Annotated in this window: 17 protein-coding genes; 10 read left to right on the top strand and 7 right to left on the bottom strand. The window is 59.9% G+C overall.

The window, feature by feature from the left end:
- Positions 1-17 precede the first annotated feature (17 nt).
- Positions 18-1,202 carry an ectoine hydrolase DoeA gene (gene doeA, locus BUB78_RS07065; RefSeq protein WP_073196623.1) on the bottom strand — a complete coding sequence of 395 codons (1,185 nt, stop codon included), beginning with the start codon at positions 1,200-1,202 and terminating at the stop codon, positions 18-20.
- 163 nt (positions 1,203-1,365) lie between these two features.
- Between doeA and eutB the strand changes: the two genes are divergently transcribed.
- The 9 genes from eutB to BUB78_RS07110 all read left to right on the top strand — a co-directional run bounded on the left by eutB (position 1,366) and on the right by BUB78_RS07110 (position 12,421).
- Positions 1,366-2,367: a hydroxyectoine utilization dehydratase EutB gene (gene eutB / locus BUB78_RS07070; protein ID WP_073196504.1), complete on the top strand. Its 1,002-nt coding sequence runs from the start codon at positions 1,366-1,368 to the stop codon at positions 2,365-2,367.
- Positions 2,357-3,349, top strand: a complete 993-nt coding sequence (locus BUB78_RS07075) for a cyclodeaminase (RefSeq protein WP_073196506.1) — start codon at positions 2,357-2,359, stop codon at positions 3,347-3,349. Before eutB ends, BUB78_RS07075 begins: the two co-directional genes overlap by 11 nt.
- A gap of 3 nt (positions 3,350-3,352) precedes the next feature.
- Positions 3,353-3,826, top strand: a complete 474-nt coding sequence (locus BUB78_RS07080; RefSeq protein ID WP_073196508.1) for an Lrp/AsnC family transcriptional regulator — start codon at positions 3,353-3,355, stop codon at positions 3,824-3,826.
- Between the two features lie 110 nt (positions 3,827-3,936).
- Positions 3,937-5,412 (top strand): NAD-dependent succinate-semialdehyde dehydrogenase, encoded by a 1,476-nt coding sequence (locus BUB78_RS07085; protein ID WP_073196511.1) that lies wholly within the window; start codon positions 3,937-3,939, stop codon positions 5,410-5,412.
- Positions 5,413-5,495: 83 nt separating this feature from the next.
- Positions 5,496-6,866, top strand: a complete 1,371-nt coding sequence (locus tag BUB78_RS07090) for an aspartate aminotransferase family protein (RefSeq protein ID WP_073196513.1) — start codon at positions 5,496-5,498, stop codon at positions 6,864-6,866.
- A 236-nt stretch (positions 6,867-7,102) separates the two neighbouring features.
- A complete protein-coding gene (locus BUB78_RS07095) occupies positions 7,103-8,212 on the top strand; it encodes an ABC transporter ATP-binding protein (protein WP_073196515.1) in 1,110 nt (369 codons plus the stop codon).
- Between the two features lie 124 nt (positions 8,213-8,336).
- Complete coding sequence (locus tag BUB78_RS07100; protein WP_073196625.1) at positions 8,337-9,452, top strand: extracellular solute-binding protein; 1,116 nt, start codon at positions 8,337-8,339, stop codon at positions 9,450-9,452.
- Between the two features lie 101 nt (positions 9,453-9,553).
- Positions 9,554-11,224, top strand: a complete 1,671-nt coding sequence (locus tag BUB78_RS07105) for an ABC transporter permease (protein WP_170865035.1) — start codon at positions 9,554-9,556, stop codon at positions 11,222-11,224.
- Positions 11,225-11,230: 6 nt separating this feature from the next.
- A complete protein-coding gene (locus tag BUB78_RS07110; protein WP_073196520.1) occupies positions 11,231-12,421 on the top strand; it encodes an ABC transporter permease in 1,191 nt (396 codons plus the stop codon).
- Positions 12,422-12,593: 172 nt separating this feature from the next.
- Here the strand turns inward: BUB78_RS07110 and BUB78_RS07115 are convergent, their stop codons facing one another.
- A complete protein-coding gene (locus tag BUB78_RS07115; protein ID WP_073196523.1) occupies positions 12,594-13,898 on the bottom strand; it encodes a ferredoxin reductase family protein in 1,305 nt (434 codons plus the stop codon).
- Between BUB78_RS07115 and BUB78_RS20280 the strand changes: the two genes are divergently transcribed.
- Entirely contained in the window at positions 13,897-14,121 is a 225-nt protein-coding gene (locus tag BUB78_RS20280; protein WP_139279273.1) for a hypothetical protein, read from the top strand. The genes BUB78_RS07115 and BUB78_RS20280 overlap by 2 nt on opposite strands.
- Before the next feature lie 176 nt (positions 14,122-14,297).
- Here BUB78_RS20280 and gyrB read toward each other — a convergent pair whose 3' ends face one another.
- The 5 genes from gyrB to dnaN all read right to left on the bottom strand — a co-directional run bounded on the left by gyrB (position 14,298) and on the right by dnaN (position 20,132).
- The gene (gene gyrB / locus BUB78_RS07120) at positions 14,298-16,715 is read right to left on the bottom strand and encodes a DNA topoisomerase (ATP-hydrolyzing) subunit B (protein WP_073196525.1); all 2,418 of its coding nucleotides are present in this window, start codon (positions 16,713-16,715) and stop codon (positions 14,298-14,300) included.
- A gap of 88 nt (positions 16,716-16,803) precedes the next feature.
- Positions 16,804-17,424: a LysE family translocator gene (locus tag BUB78_RS07125; RefSeq protein ID WP_073196527.1), complete on the bottom strand. Its 621-nt coding sequence runs from the start codon at positions 17,422-17,424 to the stop codon at positions 16,804-16,806.
- Positions 17,421-17,852, bottom strand: coding sequence for a VOC family protein (locus BUB78_RS07130; protein WP_073196529.1), 432 nt, complete (start codon positions 17,850-17,852; stop codon positions 17,421-17,423). Before BUB78_RS07130 ends, BUB78_RS07125 begins: the two co-directional genes overlap by 4 nt.
- Positions 17,849-18,961 (bottom strand): DNA replication/repair protein RecF, encoded by a 1,113-nt coding sequence (gene recF / locus BUB78_RS07135; protein WP_073196531.1) that lies wholly within the window; start codon positions 18,959-18,961, stop codon positions 17,849-17,851. Before recF ends, BUB78_RS07130 begins: the two co-directional genes overlap by 4 nt.
- Positions 18,962-19,013: 52 nt before the next feature.
- The gene (gene dnaN, locus BUB78_RS07140; protein WP_073196532.1) at positions 19,014-20,132 is read right to left on the bottom strand and encodes a DNA polymerase III subunit beta; all 1,119 of its coding nucleotides are present in this window, start codon (positions 20,130-20,132) and stop codon (positions 19,014-19,016) included.
- Between the last annotated feature and the right edge of the window lie 28 nt (positions 20,133-20,160).

A 20,160-nucleotide genomic window follows, 5' to 3' on the forward strand; every position in this document is an offset into this window, starting at 1 on the left:
CCTGTTGTGCTGACGGCTTAGTCTTTGACGAACATCTTGCGCGGACGATTACAGAAGGTTTCAGCCGGACCTGTCTCTTTGATCAGAATGGATTCTGTGATTTCGAGGCCCCAGTCCGACATCCAGAGACCTGGCATGAAGTGAAAGGTCATGCCGGGCTCGAGGACTGTTTCATCCTCAGAGCGCAGCGAGATGGTGCGTTCGCCCCAATCGGGGGGATAGCTCAGCCCGATGGGATAGCCACAGCGTGCGCCACGTTCGATGCCTGCGCGCTCGAGGGGCGCAGCAAGCGCATTGGCGATATCGCAGGCGCGGTTGCCGGATTTCGCCGCCTCAAGACCCGCCTCAAGCCCTTCGACAAGCGCCTTTTCGGCATCAAGCAGGAATTGCGGCGGTTTGCCGAGAAAGAGCGTGCGGCAGAACGGGGCGTGATAACGCCGGTAACAGCCCGAGATTTCAAAGAAAGTCGCTTCTCCGGTGGCAAATTCGCGCCCGTTCCACGTCAGGTGAGGCGCCGCCGCATCAGAGCCGGAAGGCAGAAGCGGCACAATCGCGGGATAGTCACCCCAGGCGCCATCGACGCCGCGGATGCCGTCACGAAAGATCTCGGCGACGATTTCATTCTTCGGAATGCCCGGCTCGACCCGCTCAAGCAGGCCATCGACGATCTTTTCCGAGATCGCGGCGGCCTTGCGTATAAAGGCAAGTTCTTCTTCGGATTTGATGGTACGCTGCCAGTTCACAAGGGCGGTCGCGTCGATGAACGTCGCGCCGGGCAACTCGGTGCGCAGCACTTCCATTGCCTTGGCGGAGAAATAGTAGTTGTCCATTTCAACGCCGATACGTTTATCGGCAAGGCCCATCCCGGTGAGGCGTTCCGCGAGGTCCTGCATCGGATGGCGTTCGGTGGATTGCACGTAGTTGTCGGCATAGCCCATCACGCGATCATCGGTCATCCAGACGGTGCGCACGCCGCCATTGGCATCCTGATTTCGGCCCCACCAGATCGGGTCGGCCTCGGGCAGGACGATGACGCCTTGATGCACGTAAAACGACCAGCCGTCATATCCCGTCAGCCAGTTCTGGTTTGACGGATCGGTCACAAAGAGCGCATCAAGCCCTTTGCTTTCCATCGCGGCGCGGGTCTTGGCCAGACGACGCTGAAATTCTTGCGGTGAAAACGGCAGGTCTTTTTCGATCATGTCATGGTCCATGGCTAAGTTTCACTCCCATACTGGGGGTTTAGCGCCCTGTTGCCCCAAGAAATACGCCATAAAATGTCGTTTTCAGGAAACCGGCCCGCGCGCGGTTGACGTTAGGCTATGGCCTGACCAAGGTATGCCTGACCCGGAAAAGGAGAGACCAATGCAGCCCGTTTTGGCCGATGTTTATGCTGCGGCACAGGTGATCCGGGGGGTGGCGGACGGCACGCCGCTTGTACCTTCGCCCTATATGAGCGCGCAGGCGGGTGCGGATTTCCTGCTCAAGCTCGAAAATATGCAACCGATCGGCGCCTTCAAACTGCGCGGTGCGCTGAACGCCGTGGCGGGGGTTGGCGAGGCGACAGGTGTGACCTGTTGTTCGACGGGCAATCACGGGCGAGGTGTGGCGCATGCTGCACGTGCCCGTGGCATGCGCGCGGTGATCTGTATGTCTGAGCTGGTGCCGCAGGCCAAGGTCGATGGCATTCGCGCGCTGGGCGCCGAGGTGCGGATTATCGGCCAAAGTCAGGATGACGCGCAGGCCGAGGTTGAAAGGCTTGTGCGCGACGAGGGATTGACCGAGATTTCGCCCTTTGATGACCCGCTGGTGATTGCAGGGCAGGGCACCATCGGGCTTGAGATGCTGGCGGCGCGCCCGGATCTGGACACCCTTTTGGTGCCCTTATCGGGGGGTGGTCTTGCCGCAGGTGTGGCGATGGCCGCCAAGGCGATCAAGCCGGGTATCCGGGTGATTGGCATCACAATGGATCGCGGTGCGGCGATGTTTCAAAGCATCAAGGCGGGCAAGCCTGTCGAGGTGGAAGAATACCCAAGCCTTGCCGATTCTCTTGGGGGTGGCGTCGGCATCCGGAACCGGTTGTCGTTTCCGATGTGCCGCGATCTGCTCGACGACATCCTGCTTGTCACCGAGGAAGAGATTTATCGCGCCATGCAGGTGCTGTATTTCGAGGATCGGATCGTGGCCGAAGGTGCCTGTGTTGTCGGTCTGGCCGCCGTGTTGACCGGCAAGGTCAAGTTGACCGGGCCGACCGCCACCATTGTAACGGGTCGCAATCTGGATATGGATATGTTCACCCGTGTGATGACCGGGCAGGATATTCGCCTTGGCGATAAAGTTATTAACGGAGTGAAATATGGCACATGATATTCGTGTCGTGACCGAGGCCGAATTGCGCGGTGTCGTCACGCTGAACAAAGAGATCATTCGCGTGATTGAAAAAGCCTTTTCCGCATTGTCCGATGGCGGCGTTATCATGCCGCCGGTGATGTCGATGGAGATGGCCGATGTGAACGGCGAGGTCGATGTTAAGACCGCCTATATCCCCGGCTTTGACGGCTTCGCGATCAAGGTCAGCCCCGGTTTTTTCGACAATCCCAAGCTTGGTCTGCCAAGCCTGAACGGTCTTATGGTCCTGTTTTCGGCCACGACCGGCATGGTGCAGGCGGTGTTTCTGGACAACGGCTATCTTACCGATCTGCGCACGGCGGCGGCTGGGGCGGTGGCGGCGCATCATTTTGCGCCCGACGTGGTGCATACGGCGGGCGTGATCGGCACCGGGGTTCAGGCGCGGCTTCAGATGAAGGCGGCGCATATCGTGCGCCCGTTTCAGCGGTTGCTGGTCTGGGGGCGTGACGCGGCCCACGCACAGGCCTGCGCCGATGATCTGGCGCGGGATCTGAAATGCGAAACCCGCGTTGTCGAGCACCCCGGCGATCTTGTGATGGCAAGCCAGCTTGTGGTCACCACAACCCCGGCGCGCGATCCGATTGTCAAGGCGCGCTGGCTTCACCCTGAATTGCACATCACCGCCATGGGATCGGATCAGGACGGCAAGAACGAGATCGAGCCAGAGGCCTTGATCAAGGCGGATCTTTACGTGGCCGACCGGGTGGCGCAGGCCGAAAAGCTTGGCGAATTGCGCAGCGCGATGGCTGCGGGCATTTGGGACAAGGGCACGCCGCCAGAGCTTGGGCAGGTCATTACCGGGCGCAGCCGCGGGCGGCGCAGTGACGCCGAGATCACCATCGCCGATCTGACCGGCACTGGCGTTCAGGATACGGCGATCGCCACCCATGTGTTCGAGCGGCTCAAGAATGGCACGACCGGCACCGTGATTTCGGCCTGATCCATGAAACTTGATGCGCGCGATCTCGAAATTCTGCGGGTTCTGGCCGATGAAGGCCGGATCACCAAGGCCGATCTGGCCGCGCGTGTCGGCCTCTCGGCAAGCCCCTGTTGGGAGCGGCTTCGCCGACTTGAAGAGGGCGGCATTATCGACGGTTACAGCGCGCGCATCAGCCTGAAAAAGCTTGGGCCCCATGTGACGGTCTTTGTCGCCGCCGAATTGGCCGATCACACGCCGGCCAGCTTTCAGGCCTTCGAGGCCAGCGTGATGCGCTACGGTGAGGTGACGGCATGCTGGGCGCTTGGCGGCGGGTTCGACTATCTTTTGCAGATCGTGGCCCGCGATATTGACGCCTATCAGCGCCTGATCGACGCGATGCTAGAGGCGCGGATCGGCCTTGCGCGCTATTTCACCTATATTGTGACCAAGCCGGTAAAATCGCCGCGCCTGCCGCCGCTGGATATGTTTGGCGGATGATTCATCTTTTGAGATCGCTCTAGGCAGACGATTATTCTGCGATAGCGCCCAACTTCAGGCGCAGTTACTCGCCGTTCCATTGCATTCATTGGCGCAAAGGAGGGCAAGGCATGTCAGATTCAGCAAACTGGACCCGTCACGGGATCACCGATACGCGGCTTGTGCGCCATTTTTCTTACGTGAACGGAAAGTGGGTGGCCGGGGACGGCAACGAAACCCTGAGCGTGACCAACCCGGCGGATGGTGCCTTGCTTGGCGAGGTGGCCAGCATGAGCGCGGCACAGGCACGCACGGCGGTGGACGCCGCACAGGAGGCCTTTGCCATCTGGGGCATGACCTTGCCGCAAGAGCGTTCGGCGGTGCTGCGCCGGTGGTTCGAGTTGATGATCGAGCACAAGGAAGACCTGGCCCGCATCATGGTGCTTGAACAGGGTAAACCCCTGTCCGAGGCGCGCGGCGAGATCGACTATGCCGCCAGCTTTGTCGACTATTACGCTGAGGAATCAAAGCGCCCGAATATCGAGGGGGTCACGAGCCACCTTCCCGACGCCGAGGTTGAATTGTGGCTTGAGCCGGTCGGTGTGGCGGCCCTCATCACCCCGTGGAACTTTCCGGCGGCGATGCTGACGCGCAAGGCGGCGGCGGCGATGGCGGCGGGATGCACCGTGGTGGCGCATCCAAGCGGCGAAACGCCCTATTCGGCGCTTGCCCTGGCCGAGCTGGCCGAACGTGCGGGCGTGCCTGCGGGGGTGTTCAACGTGGTCACGGGCCATGCCCCGACCGTGGTCGAGCCCTGGACCCAAGACGCCCGCGTGCGGGTTCTGTCCTTCACCGGGTCAACCAATATCGGCCAGCTTTTGTATCGCCAATGCGCGGGGACGGTGAAAAAGCTTGTGATGGAACTTGGCGGGCATGCGCCGGTGATTGTGTTCAAGGGATCGGATATCGACAGCGCGGTTGCGGAAACCATCAAGGCGAAATTTGCCACCTCGGGGCAGGATTGCCTTGGCGCCAATCGCATTTACGTGGAGCGCGCCATTTATGACAGTTTTTGCACCCGCTTCATCGAGGCGACCAAGGCGTTGAGCCTGGGGGTCGGGATGGATGACCCCGACCTTGGCCCGCTGATGAACGAGGGCGCCGTGCAAAAGCAGGAAGAGCAGGTAAAGGACGCGCTTGATCACGGGGCCAAGCTTGGCTGTGGCGGACAACGCGATGCTTTGGGGCCGCTTTTCTATCAGCCCACGGTTTTGACCGATGTGCCCGACGCCGCCGCGATCATGCGCGACGAAACCTTTGGCCCGGTGGCGGCGATCACGCCGTTTGACACCGAAGACGAGGTGATTGCCCGCGCCAATGCCACCGAATACGGGCTGATCGCCTATCTTCACAGCCTTGATCCGCGCCGGATTTACCGGATGACGCGGGCGCTTCAATTCGGGATGGTGGCGGTGAACCGTACCAAAGTGACCGGCGCGCCGATTCCCTTTGGAGGGGTCAAGCAATCGGGCCTGGGCCGTGAAGGGGCACGCCGGGGGATGGAGGAATTCATGGAAATCAAATACGTTTGCCGCGACTGGGCCTAGCCAGACCAAAATCTTGGAAAGATTTTTGTCCGGAAATTTTTGAAATTTCCGGGCCCCGACACACAGGATCGAAAGGAACAAACATGCTGAGAAACGACCAACTGGCGGAGTGGGATCGCGACAACTTTTTCCACCCCTCAACCCACCTGGCGCAATTCGCGCGCGGAGAGCTTACGCATCGGGTGATCAAGACCGGCACCAACTGCCATATCGAGGATCGCGACGGCAACAAGATGCTGGATGCCTTTGCCGGCCTCTATTGCGTCAATGTCGGGTATGGCCGTCAGGATATCGCCGCTGCGATCGCCGCGCAGGCCAAGGAGCTTGCCTATTATCATTCCTATGTCGGCCATGGCACCGAGGCGAGCATCACCCTTTCAAAGATGATCCTTGATCGTGCGCCGGCCAATATGTCCAAGGTCTATTTCGGCCAGAGCGGATCGGACGCCAACGAGACCAACGTCAAGCTGATCTGGTATTACAACAACATCCTTGGCCGCACCGAAAAGAAAAAGATCATCAGCCGCTGGCGTGGCTATCACGGGTCCGGTCTCGTGACCGGCTCGCTTACCGGGCTTGAGCTGTTTCACAAGAAATTCGATCTGCCGCTGTCGCAGGTGGTCCATACCGAGGCGCCCTATTATTTCCGTCGCGCCGACCTTGAGCAGACCGAGGAACAGTTCACCGCCCATTGCGTGGCCGAGCTTGAGGCGCTGATCGAGCGCGAAGGCGCCGATACCATTGCCGCCTTTATCGGCGAGCCGGTACTGGGCACCGGAGGCATCGTTCCGCCGCCCGCCGGATACTGGCCCGCCATCCAGAAGGTTTTGAAAAAGCACGATATCCTGCTCGTGGTCGACGAAGTCGTTACCGGCTTTGGCCGCCTTGGCACGATGTTCGGCTCTGATCATTACGGGCTTGAGGCCGACCTTATCACCATCGCCAAGGGCCTGACATCTGCCTATGCGCCGCTGTCGGGGTCGATTGTCGGTGAAAAGATGTGGAAAGTCCTTGAGCAGGGCACCGATGAAAACGGCCCGATCGGCCATGGCTGGACCTATTCGGCGCATCCGATTGGTGCGGCAGCAGGGGTTGCCAACCTCAAGCTTCTGGATGAGCTAGACCTTATTGCGAACAACCGCGATGTCGGCAGCTACCTTAACAAGACCATGACCGATGCGCTTGGCGATCATCCCAATGTCGGCGAGGTCCGGGGTGAGGGCATGCTCTGCGCGGTCGAGTTCGTGAAAGATCGCGACAGCCGCACCTTCTTTGACGCCGCAGACAAGATCGGCCCACAGGTGGCCACCGCCCTTGGCGCCCACGGGGTGATTGCCCGCGCCATGCCGCAGGGCGATATCCTCGGCTTTGCGCCGCCGTTCTGTCTGACCCGCGCCGAGGCCGATGAGGTTGTCGAAAAGACCGCCAAAGCCGTCAGAACGGTTCTTGGCTAGGCTGAGTCTTTCGCCTAAAAAGGGCCGGGGCTCGCGTTAAGGGTGTGCGCGTCCCCGGTCAAATACCAATGATCCACGGGAAAATCGTCTTTTCTTGATCCAGATATGGTCGTTTTGACCTGTGCTGGTCGGATTTCGGAAAAAAGTGACGCAATCGACTTGCAACAAAGGACGTTTGTCGTTTTAGTTTCGACCGAACGCGGGGGACTCCGCGAAATAAAAACAGGGAGCCGAACTTGGCCAATACCGGGAACAACGACGCGTTCGTTGCTTTTGAGCGCGTGCAAAAGAGCTATGACGGCGAGACTTTGGTCGTCAAAGATCTGAACCTTTCCTTGCCCAAGGGTGAATTTCTTACAATGCTTGGGCCCTCCGGGTCTGGTAAGACCACCTGCCTTATGATGCTGGCCGGGTTCGAGACTGCCACCCATGGCGAAATCAAGCTTGACGGGATCAGTATCAACAATATCCCGCCGCACAAACGCGGCATCGGCATGGTGTTTCAGAATTATGCGCTTTTCCCGCATATGACGATTGCCGAAAACCTCAGCTTTCCGCTTGAAGTGCGAAAGATCGGCAAATCGGACCGCGAGGCCAAGGTCAAGCGCGCGCTTGAGATGGTCGAGATGGGCGCCTTTGGCGGCCGTCGCCCGGCGCAGTTGTCCGGTGGTCAGCAACAGCGTGTCGCGCTTGCCCGCGCCCTGGTGTTTGAGCCCGAGCTTGTCTTGATGGACGAACCGCTTGGCGCGCTCGACAAACAGCTGCGCGAAAAGATGCAGTTCGAGATCACTCACCTGGCGCACCAGCTTGGGATTACAACGGTTTACGTGACCCACGATCAGACAGAGGCGCTGACCATGTCAGACCGGGTTGCCGTGTTCAACGATGGCCGCATTCAACAGCTGGCCCCGCCGGACGAGCTTTATGAGAGCCCGCAAAACAGTTTCGTGGCGCAGTTCATCGGCGAGAACAACACGCTTGCCGGCACCGTTCAGGAGATCAAGGGCGGTCGTGCTCTTGTGAAGCTCGACAACGGCGATGTGATTGATGCCACGCCGGTGAACGTTGAAAAAGCCGGCGATCGCACGCTGATTTCGATCCGCCCCGAGCGGGTTGAATTCAACCGTGACCGCCTTAGCCCCGATGCCCACACACTCAAGGCCGAAGTGGCCGAGTTTATCTATATGGGGGACATCTTCCGCACGCGCCTCAAGGTGGCCGGGCGTGACGATTTCATCATCAAGACCCGCAATGCCCCTGATCAACGCCGCCTGCAACCGGGCGAGATGATCGACATCGGCTGGCTTGCAGAAGATTGCCGTGCTCTGGATGCGCCAGACGCGTAACCCTATTCGCGCCGTGACCCAAGGGGTGTGGCGTGAGTTGAGCGAGGCCCTCGGAAGTTTTACCCGTAGCACGGGGGCCCATTCACAGACCAACGGGACTATAAAAGAAACTGGGAGAATGTTTATGAAACTCACGAAAACTTTGCTCGCGACAACGGCTTTGACCGTAGCAGCAAGCACAGCCGTGACCGCACAGGATATGGCCGACAGCATGACCCTCGTGTCATGGGGCGGCGCCTATCAGGACAGCCAGAACAAGGCTTACGTTGATCCTTACCTCGCCAACAACGCTGGCGTCAGTGCAACCTGGGACGAAAGCTCGGCCGAGGCCGTTGCCAAGCTCCGCGCGATGAACGAAGCTGGCAACGTGACCTGGGATCTGGTCGACGTCGTTGCCTCTGACGCCATGCGTCTGTGCGACGAAGGTCTGGCGATGGAGCTGGATCACGACGAAGATCTGGCCGCCGCGCCCGATGGCACCTCTGCCAGCGATGACTTTGGCGATCTGATCGTCAGCGATTGCTTCGTGCCGCAAATCGTTTACTCGACCACATTCGGCTATCGTACCGATCTGGTGCCCGCCGGTGTTGAGCCGCCGACCAGCGTTTGTGACGTGTTCGACCTTGCCAAGTACCCCGGCAAGCGGTCGCTGCAAAAGCGCCCGATCGACAACATGGAATGGGCTCTGTACTGCGATGGCGTCGCCAAGGAAGACATCTATCCGACCCTTGGTACAGATGCCGGTGTAGAGAAGGCTCTGGCCAAGCTCGACACCATCAAGGATCAGGTTGTCTGGTGGTCGGCTGGTGCCGAAACGCCCCAGCTTCTGGCCGATGGCGAAGTGTTCATGGGCTCGACCTACAACGGTCGTCTGTTCTCGGCGATTGCCGAGCAGGGTCAGCCGATTGCCATGATGTGGGATATGCAGTCCTTCGATCTTGACGGCTGGATCGTTCCCGCCGGTCTGCCCGCGGACCGTCTGGCGCGCGTGATGGACTTCCTCAAGTTCGCCACCGACACTCAGCGTCTTGCAGATCAGGCCGCCTATATCTCGTACGGCCCGGCACGCGCGTCTTCGGCGCCGCTTGTTGGCAAGCACGCAGATCTGGGCATCGACATGGCACCGCATATGCCGACCGATCCGGCAAACGCGTCGAACGTGCACATCTATGACTACGAATGGTGGGCAGACAACCGTGACGATCTGGATGCAAAATTCCAGGCGTGGCTGGTACAATAAGTCTCGCCAACACAAACAGGAGGGGGCCGGATCGGCCCCTTCCACCCCATGCCGGGCAAAAGACCCGGTTTTTATAAACACTACTGTCCGACGGGGATGACATGAGCGATACAACCCACACCGGCCCGGTTCTTGCCGCGGATGGCACGCCGCTGAAACGCAGCCTGCGACGCGCCCTTCGAGCGCAGAAATTGCGGGCTCTGGCGCTTATTGCGCCGCTGCTGCTCTTTGTGCTGCTGACGTTCATCGCACCCATTGCGGACATGTTGTTTCGCTCGGTCGAAAACCAGATCACTGGAAAAACCCTGCCGATGACGGTGGAAGAGCTGCGCGATTGGGATGGCACCGGCACACCCGACGAGAGGGTCTATCGTGCGCTGTTCTTTGACCTTTTCTTTGCCGCCGAAGGCAAGGAACACACCAAGCTTGGGTCGCGTCTGAACTATGAGGAAAGTGGTATTTCCTCGATGTTCCGCACCACCGGCCGTGATGTCGATGACATGGGCAAGGTTTACCAGAAAGCCTTCAAGAAACTGGACCCCGCCTTCGACGAGGGCGCGTTCTGGTATGACATGATGTCCGGAGGCCAGGGGGCCGAGGGCAACACAAAGCTTTTGTCGAACCAGATCGGGCGTCTCGAAATGCTCGAATCCACGACCTTCAAAGGTGAGATCGGCTTTGTGCCGGGCGCGGAGATCTACAAGATCCTGCCCAACACCACGCGGGCCTATACCGCTTTTGCCGCCTTTACCTTTTTCATGAAGAACGATGTCGTTGCCGAAGAAGACCCTTGGGAGGCCGTCTATCCCGCGCTTGCGCTTGACCTTGCCGAGCCCGCCACGGTGGCGGCGCTTGCAGATTATCAGGGCCCCGGCGCACAGGAATTGCGCGATGCCGCCGCCCAGATCGACACCCTTCCTCCGGTTGACATGAAGGCCGCCTTTGCCGAGAGCAACAAGGACTGGCTTCGCACCGAATACTGGCAGGTGATCAAGGCCTATTCACCGCCCTATACCACCGGCTATTTCCTCAATGCCATTGATATGGAAAAAACCCCCGATGGCATCGCCCTGCGGTCCGAGGACGAGCGGATTTATGGCATCCTGTTCAAGCGCACGATGTTCATGTCGATGGTGATCACCTTTAGCTGTATCGCGCTTGGCTATCCGATTGCCTGGATCATGGCGAACCTGCCGGCGCGCTCGGCCAACCTGTTGATGATCCTTGTTCTGCTGCCATTCTGGACATCGCTTCTGGTGCGAACCAGTGCCTGGAAAATCATGCTGCAACAACAGGGGGTGATCAACGATGTGCTGGTCTGGCTTGGGCTTGTAGCCGATGAAAGTCGGCTTGTGATGATCAACAACCAGTTCGGCACGATCGTCGCGATGACGCATATCCTTTTGCCCTTCATGATCCTGCCGATGTATTCGGTGATGCAGACCATCCCGCAGACCTATCTGCGCGCGGCCAAATCGCTTGGTGCCAACAACTGGACAGCGTTCTGGCGGGTCTATTTCCCGCAATCGGTGCCGGGCATCGGCGCGGGCAGCATTCTCGTGTTCATCCTCGCGATCGGCTATTACATCACGCCCGAAATCGTCGGCGGCACCACCGGGACGTTCATTTCGAACCGGATCGCCTATCACATTTCGTCATCGCTCAACTGGGGTCTTGGCGCTGCTTTGGGCTCTATCCTGCTCGCGGTGGTGATGGTTCTCTACTACGCCTACGACAAGATCGTCGGCATCGACAACGTGAAGCTGGGGTAAAGAAAAATGAGCGGATTCACTCTTACACCGGTTGAAACGAAACCTATGTCTTTCACCTTGCCGATGGTCGGCGCGGCAGGGGCCTTTGCCGGGCTGTTTGTCGGCACGGCGCATGGCTCTGGCCTTATGGGCATCGTGATTGGCGCAATCGCCTTGATGGCGCTTTCCCTGATCGCGCTCAAGGTGCTTGGCCTTGGCATGGAAAAGACCACCCGCAGGGGGATGATCGTCCTCTTTATCGTGGTGGGATGGCTTGTGGCCGGGCTCCCGGGGTTGGTGCTTGGGGCGCTGTCCGGATGGTTCTTTTCCTGGTTCATCTTCTGGATCGGCGAAGGCCGGTATCGCGCCAACCTTGCGCCCTATCTGACCTCTGGTCAGGTGCTCTGGCATTATACCTTCCGGGTCATCTGCGGCACGATCTTTGTCTTTCTGATCACGCCCATTCTCGTGGTCATGCCGCTTAGCTTCAACGCGCAGGATTTCTTTACCTTCACGCCCGAAATGTTGCGGTTTGATCCCGCCGGTTACAGCCTCAAGCATTATGAGGATTTCTTCACCTCGACCGGCTGGCAGCAGGCGCTTCGCAACTCGCTGGCCATTGCGCCGATGGCGACGGTCCTGTCGGTGGGCTTTGGTACGCTGGCGGCAATCGGCCTTAGCCAGCCGCATGTGCCGTTCCGTCGGGCGATTATGGCGATCCTGATTTCACCGATGATCGTTCCGCTGATCATCTCGGCGGCGGGCATGTACTTTTTCTATAGCCGCGTCGGCCTGCAGGGCACCTATATGGGTGTTGTTCTGGCGCATGCCGCGCTTGGCATTCCCTTCGTGATCATCACCGTCACGGCCACGCTTGTGGGCTTTGACCGCTCGCTGACGCGGGCGGCGGCGAATATGGGCGCTGATCCCCTGACCACGTTCTTCCGGGTGCAGATGCCGCTTATTCTGCCCGGCGTGATCTCGGGGGGGCTGTTTGCCTTTATCACCTCGTTTGACGAGGTTGTCGTGGTGCTTTTCGTCGGCTCGGCCAATCAGCAGACATTGCCATGGCGGATGTTCACGGGCCTGCGCGAACAGATCAGCCCGACCATTCTTGCGGTGGCGACCATTCTTGTGGTGATCTCGATCTGTCTGCTGACCACGCTGGAATATCTGCGCCGCCGCTCCGAGCGTCTGCGCGGGCTTAGCCCGGGTTAAGGTCTCCACACCTGACAGATAACAATGGGCGCCCCCAACCGGGCGCCCTTTTGCTTTGCCTCACACTGGCATTCAGCGCAGGGCAAAGGCGATCACCGCCAGGCACAGGCAGAGATTCACCACCAGGATCACGATGCCTATCCGGCGCCGCAGGGTCATCTTTTTGAACGGATTAATCATAGTCGAACCGCTCCGACAGGATGCGATCAGACGGCGTGCCGCGCTTGATCAAATGGGTTTCCACAATATCCATCATTACTGGCGGCCCACAGACCACGAACAGCCAGTCCTTGAAATACTGCGGCGTGAAAACCCGATCCAGTAGCGCGCCGTCGATGAAACCCGTCTCGCCCTTCCATCCCTCTGGTGGCTCTGACAGGACATAGGTGACATCCGCCGTACCAAGCTCGTCGCGAAAGGCAATCTGGCTGGCTTTCCGGTTGCCATAGACAAGCCTGACCTTCCGCGGATCACCGGTCAGGCGCATCTGCCTGAGAATACCCAGAAGCGGCGCAAGCCCGACACCGCCGGCAATCAACGCGACGCCGGGTTCGGTGCGCCCCTCGATGGCCAGACTTCCGTAAGGACCGTCAAGATAGGCGATCGTGCCCGGCTTTATGTCGCCAGCCCCGCGCGTAAAGTCGCCAAGTTCCTTGATCATGAAGGAGACCTCTGGCCCGGCCGATGGCGCCGAGCAGATCGAAAACGGGTGTTCGTTGATCGAGTAGGAGCTATGTCCCGCCGTCAGCCAGACAAATTGCCCGGCCGTGTAGGCAAGCCCCGGATGCGCATCGGGCGCGAGGGTCAATTCCCACTGCTTCGGCGTCAGCCGGGTGACAGAGGCGACGCGCCATGCCTGTCTGCGATCCTGAAACGGCACGATCAGGTAAACATAGAAAAGCGAGCCAACGGCCAGCCCTGTCATGGCCCGCCAAACCCATGTCATGACCGGTTGTGACCCATAGCGGCCAGCCTCGGTGGCGTGATGCAACAAAAGCGCCGCGATCAAAACCGCGCCGATCCCATGCATCAGACGCCACACCTCGTATTTGTGATCCAGCTTGGTGCGCCCGATGGCCAGAAAAACGAGGCTTGGAAGGATAAGAAACGCCGCAATGCCACTGGACATATCAGAAAAATCAGTGGTGAGCGTAAGCTGATGGGTCGGGTCCCAGGGCCGCGGCCCCCCGGACGGCGTAGCGCGATATAAAAATGGATGCAGAAGCGCAAAGATCAGAGCGGTGCGTGCCATGATCTGGTGAAACCGCATGGTCACATCCATCCCGACGCCATGCGAAATCTTCTTGAAGCGACCGGAAAGGACGAACTCTGCGAGGATCGTCGAAAAAGCGAGAATTCCAAGGCCAGAGGCCAGCTCTTGATGGGCCGGGCGTGGCGGCCCGCCGACAAGCCAGGACAGAATTAGCGGCAGCGTAACGGCGGCCAGATAGGTGATGATCAAAAAGAGTGGCTTCATGGGCTTCTTCGGTTGGCAATTTCTGACAGCACAATGCTATGCCATTGCGAAGATATCGTACTTGCGCCAAAACAATTCCGAACCGGAAGGTCGTAAGAATATTTCCTCAATGCGTCAAGATCACAGCCGCAGTCGACATCGGCTGGTGGCGTCGGATGCCGCTGATCGTGCAGAGCGTGATCTCGGGCGGTTTGTTTGCCTTTATCACCTTTTGGCGGGCTGATCGTTATGATCTGGATCTGTCTCCCAACCACGCTGGAGTACCTGCGTCGCCGGTCCGAGCGCCTGCTTGGCCCCGGCTAAGAGATCTTCACCCGGATAAATAACAAAGGGCGCCCAAAACCGGGCGCCCTTTTTCCTGTTGGTGTTGCTCAAGCTTTTTGAGCAGACCCTGCTGGTCTAAAAGTCGAGGTTCTCGACGTTCAGCGCGTTGGCCTGGATGAATTCGCGGCGTGGCTCGACGACATCGCCCATCAGCTTGGTAAACAGATCGTCGGCCTCGGCCACGTCATCGACCTTGACCTGCAACAATGTGCGCGCTTCGGGGTCAAGCGTGGTCTCCCAGAGCTGGCCGGGGTTCATTTCGCCCAGACCTTTATAGCGTTGCAAGGTCAGGCCCTTTTCACCTTCTTTCAGGATCGCATCCAACAGGTCGAGCGGCCCATAGATCGTCTGCGAGCGGTCCTTGCGCATGAGGGTCGCAGGCTCGCGGTATACCTCGCGCAGGGCCTGGGTCATCTTGCCAAGCTTGCGCGCCTCACCACCGCGAAGGATCGGCCCGTCAAGCGTGCGCATTTCCTCGACACCGCGCACGGTGCGGGTCAGCCGAATGCCCTGATCCTGTGTCGGGCGGCCTTGCCAGCCACGCTCGTATTCGCTGGAAATAAGGTCAAGCCGCGCGGCCACCGCATTGGCGACGCCCTGAAGGTCGGCATCGGCACTCCCGGCGAGAAACGCCTCGGCAATCGCGGCCTGTTCAAGAATGTGGCGCGGGTAATGGGTTGCGAAGGCTTCGAGAATGCGCTTGGCCTGTCGCGCCTCTTCGACCACGCGCACAAGATCGGTGCCGGTGATATCCTCGCCCGAGCCAAGCCGCAAAACCGCGTCTGCCGTGCCCTGCGAAATCAGGTAATCCTCAAGCGAGGCCTGATCCTTGAGGTAAACCTCGGATTTGCCGCGCATCACCTTATAAAGCGGCGGCTGTGCGATATAGAGATAGCCCCCCTCGATCAGCTGTGGCATCTGCCGATAGAAGAACGTCAGCAACAGCGTGCGGATATGCGCGCCGTCGACATCGGCGTCGGTCATGATGACGATCTTGTGGTAACGCAGCTTCGAAATATCAAACTCATCCCGCCCGATCCCGGTGCCAAGCGCCATCACGAGGTTGCCGATTTCCTGGCTTCCCAGCATCCGGTCAAAGCGCGCGCGCTCGACGTTAAGGATCTTGCCGCGCAGGGGCAAAACCGCCTGCGTGCCGCGATCACGGCCGGTCTGCGCCGATCCACCGGCGCTATCCCCCTCGACGAGGAAGACTTCGGTTTTCGACGGGTCCTTTGACGAGCAATCCTTAAGCTTGCCTGCCAGAAAGTTCACATCCATCGGGTTCTTGCGCCGGGTCAGGTCGCGCGCCTTGCGGGCGGCCTCGCGGGCATGGGCGGCCTCGATGATCTTGCCGACCACGACCTTGGCCACGCTCGGGTTTTCCTCGAACCATTCGGCAAGCTTTTCGTTCACCAGCCCCTCGACCGCCGGGCGCACCTCGGAGCTGACCAGTTTATCCTTGGTCTGGCTCGAGAACTTGGGGTCGGGCACCTTGACCGACAGCACACAGGTCAAGCCTTCGCGGGCGTCATCGCCGGTAAAGCTGATCTTTTCCTTGCGCGCGATCCCGGTGCTTTGGGCATAGTTGTTGATCGTGCGGGTCAGAGCACCACGAAAGCCCGCCATATGCGTGCCCCCGTCGCGCTGCGGGATGTTGTTGGTAAACGGCAGGACGGTCTCGTGATAGCTGTCGTTCCACCACATCGCCACTTCGACGCCGATATCGTCACGCTCGCCGGTGATAAAAATCGGTTCGGGCATGGCCGGGGTTTTATGGCGATCGAGATATTTCACAAACTCCTTGACGCCGCCCTCGTAGAACAGGTTGGTTTCAAGCGGCTCGGCCGGGCGCTCATCGCGCAGGATGATGCGCACCCCGGAATTCAGAAAGGCCAGCTCTCGCAGACGCTTCTCGAGCGTTTCAAAGCTATAGTCGAGGTTCGAGAAGGTCTCGGTCGAGGCCAGAAAGCGCACCTCGGTGCCCTTGCGGCCATTGGCATCACCGACCACGCGCAGCGGCTCCACCGTGAACCCGCCCGCGAACTTGGCATAGTGTTCCTTGCCATTGCGCCAAACTCGAAGCTCTAGCCATTCCGACAGCGCGTTCACCACCGAAACACCCACCCCGTGCAGGCCGCCCGATACTTTGTAGGAATTGCTGTCAAACTTGCCGCCGGCGTGAAGCTGGGTCATGATCACTTCGGCCGCAGAAACGCCTTCGCCTTCGTGCATGTCGACGGGAATGCCGCGGCCATTATCGCTGACGGAAACTGATGAATCCGCATGGATCGTGACGTTGACGGCATCGGCATGACCGGCCAGTGCTTCGTCAATGCCGTTATCCACGACCTCGTACACCATGTGATGCAGACCAGAGCCATCATCAGTGTCCCCGATGTACATGCCAGGGCGCTTGCGGACCGCCTCTAACCCTTTGAGAACCTTGATGGAATCGGCGCCATATTCCTCGGGCGCCGCGACGGTTTCGGACATGCGAAAGTTCCTTCGTATTTTTCCTATTTTATACGAGGTATTGGGGGGATTGTCACGCCTTTCCCCCATATTTTGCGGTGTCCGGCCCTCAGGTAAAGGGGATGATCAACCCGACCAGAACAAGCAGCAAACCTGATATGAAATTTAGCCGCGAAATGGCCTTCGGGCTCTGCAAAAGGCGGCGCGCGCGGTCAAGAAAAAGGGCCAACCCAAGGTTGCCCAACATCGGCACGATGGCCGAAACCGCAAGGATCGCGGCGACATCGGGTGCCGTGACCTTGGAAAGATCGAAAAAGCCTGGCAGAAAACCCATGTAAAACAGGATTGCCTTGGGATTGCCGATCACCGCCGCGATACCCACCGAAAATCCGGCCCAGATGCCGGGGCGGGTCATGCGGCTGTCGGCGCCGGGCACGCGCGCCGGGGCGCGGATCAAAAGCAGCCCCATCATGATGAACACCGCCGCCGCGATCCAACGCAGGAGGTTGAGCGCGTCACCATATAGCGACAGCACCCATGCCAGGCCAAGGATCGCGCAGAGCGGCCAGATCAAATCGCCCAGTGCCACGCCAACCGCCAGCGGCCAAGCCCCGCCCATGCCACCCGAGAGCGCGCGCGCAGTCAGCGCGACCCAGACCGGCCCCGGCACGGCCCAAAGCCCGGCCATGGCCGCCGCATAGAGCATCAGATCGGAAAGCGTGATGGTCATGGGGCCTTGGGCAGTGTGAGGCTGCCATCGGGGGACAGCGGCCAGAACGGATTCATCGCCACTTCCCAGACGTGGCCATCAGGATCGGCAAAATACCCCGAATACCCGCCCCAAAACACCTTTTCCGGCGCTTTCAGCGGGCTCGCCCCGGCATCAATGGCCGTTTGAAAGGCGGCATCAACCTCCGTCTCGGTCCCGAAATTCTGTGCAAGCGAGATCGCCCCGGTCCCAAACTCCAGCCCGGCACGCCCCTGATCCTTTGCCAGGTCGGCCTTGCCAAACAGGCCCAGAACAAGGCCATTCATCTGGTAAAACACCACCTCTTCCTGCTCCTGCGCCGGGGACCAGCCGAGCGCTGCGTAAAATGCTTTCGCACGATCAAGATCGGCAACGCCAAGGGTGATGAGGGTTACACGCTGAGGGGTCATTCGGTGTCCTTCTGGGTGATATGGCTGGTGCCATCGGTTTCGGTGATCTCGATGTACTGGGCCCTCTCGCCAAGCTCGGCAAATAATTCTGGTCCGGTGCCGGTCATCCATGCCTGTGCGCCAAGCGCGCAAATCTCATCATAAAGCGCGGCGCGGCGGCTGGCATCAAGATGGGCGGCAACCTCATCCAATAGCAACAGGGGCGGTGCCCCGAAGTCGCGCGCCAGAGCGCGGGCATTGGCCAGGATCAGCGAGACCAAAAGCGCCTTTTGCTCCCCGGTCGAACAGTCGGCCGCAGGCACGCCCTTGGCCGCATAAACCCCGTAAAGGTCGGCGCGATGCGGGCCCACCAGGGTGCGCCCGGCCATCAGATCGCGAAACCGACACTCGGCAAGCGCCTCGCGCAGGTCCTCGGCGCTGTCGGGCATTTCGCCCTCGGTCTGGGTCAGGTCAAGCTCGGCCACCGGAAAGGCGGTTTGTGCCTCGGCCTGCGCCTCTGCGATCTGGGCAAGGGCGGCTTGGCGGTTGGCATGAATCTGCGCCCCGGCCTCGGCCATCTGGTGTTCCAGCGCCAGATACCAATGCGCATCACGCACCTGATCCTTCAAAAGGCGATTTCGTTCGCGCATCGCCTTGTCATAGGCCAGCGCCGCGTCGCCGTGTCCGGGCAGGAAGCTCATCGTCATACGATCCAGAAACCGCCGTCGCCCCTCGGCCCCCTCAATCCAGAGCCGATCCATCGACGGCACCAGCCAGAGCACCCGCGCCACCCGGCCAAGCGCCATCTGCGTGGCGGCTTTCTCGTCAATACGCACCTGCCGCGCGGCCCCGTCCTGCGCGGTGATTTCGATCTCGTGCACCTGATGCAACGAGTGCAACAGCCCGCTCAGCTTCCACCCCAGCGCCTCTGGCCTGCGCGCCATATCCTGCGCCGCCGCCCGGCGAAGCCCACGCCCAGGTGAAAAAAGCGAAACCGCTTCAAGGATATTGGTCTTGCCCGCCCCGTTCGGCCCATGAAGCACGACCGGGCGCGGATCAAGCGCAAGCCGCGCCGCCTTATGCGAGCGGAAATGCGAGAGAGTCAGGTCTGACAGGTAGAGGCCGGGCATTCATTGCCCTTCTTCTTGGCAAAAATACTCCCGCCGGAGGCTCCGACAGGTGTTAAACGCGCATCGGCATGACGACATAAACCGCCGTCGTGTCATTGCCTTCGCGCATCAGGGTCGGGTCGCCGGACGAGTTGAACAGGAACACCGCATTTTCCCGGTCAACCTGGCTTGCGATTTCAAGCAGGTACTTGGCGTTAAAGCCGATTTCAAGCCGCTCATCGCCGTAAGCCACGGCAAGTTCTTCCTCTGCGGCACCACTGTCGGGCGCATTGACCGACAGAACAAGCCGGTCTTCATCCAGCGACAGCTTGACGGCGCGCGAGCGCTCCGAACTCACGGTCGCGACGCGATCGACGGCCTGTGCGAATTCGGCGGCATCCACTTCCATCCGGCGGGTGTTACCCTGGGGGATAACGCGGGTGTAATCCGGGAACGTGCCGTCAATCACCTTCGAGGTGAGGGTAATATCGGGTGTGGCAAAACGGATCTTGGTTTCCGACACCGACACGGCAATCTTCATGTCGTCGTCTTCCAGCAGTTTGCGCAGCTCGCCGACGGTCTTGCGCGGCACGATCACGCCGGGCATATCGGTGGCCCCTTCGGGCAGGTCGGCATCAATCCGCGCCAGGCGGTGACCATCGGTGGCCACACAGCGCAGAACCTTGCCGCCATCGCTGTCAGAGACATGCATGTAGACGCCGTTCAGGTAATACCGGGTTTCCTCGGTCGAGATGGCGAACTTGGATTTGTCGAACAACCGCCGCAGAACCGGCGCCGGGGCGCTGAAATTGCTGGCATATTCAGAGCTTGCCATTACCGGGAAATCTTCCTTCGGCAGGGTGGCAAGGTTAAAATTCGATCGCCCGGCCTGAACCGTCAGGCGCCCGGCGGTGCCGTCATCGGCCAGCGTGACAAGCGCCCCATCGGGCAGCTTGCGCACGATCTCGTGCAGCATCACCGCCGATACGGTGGTCGCACCGGCGCGCTCGACCATGGCCGGGGCCTTGTCGACGACTTCGATATCAAGATCGGTGGCGCGGAATTGAACAGAGTTGCCTTCGGCCTCGATCAGGACATTGGCGAGGATCGGAATGGTATTGCGCCGCTCGACCACGGATTGTGCTTGTGACACGGCCTTAAGCAGTGCGCCGCGTTCGATGCTGAGTTTCATACCATCGCTCCCTATAGGTGCCGGATTA

The organism is Roseovarius marisflavi, from assembly GCF_900142625.1.
GTDB lineage: Bacteria > Pseudomonadota > Alphaproteobacteria > Rhodobacterales > Rhodobacteraceae > Roseovarius > Roseovarius marisflavi.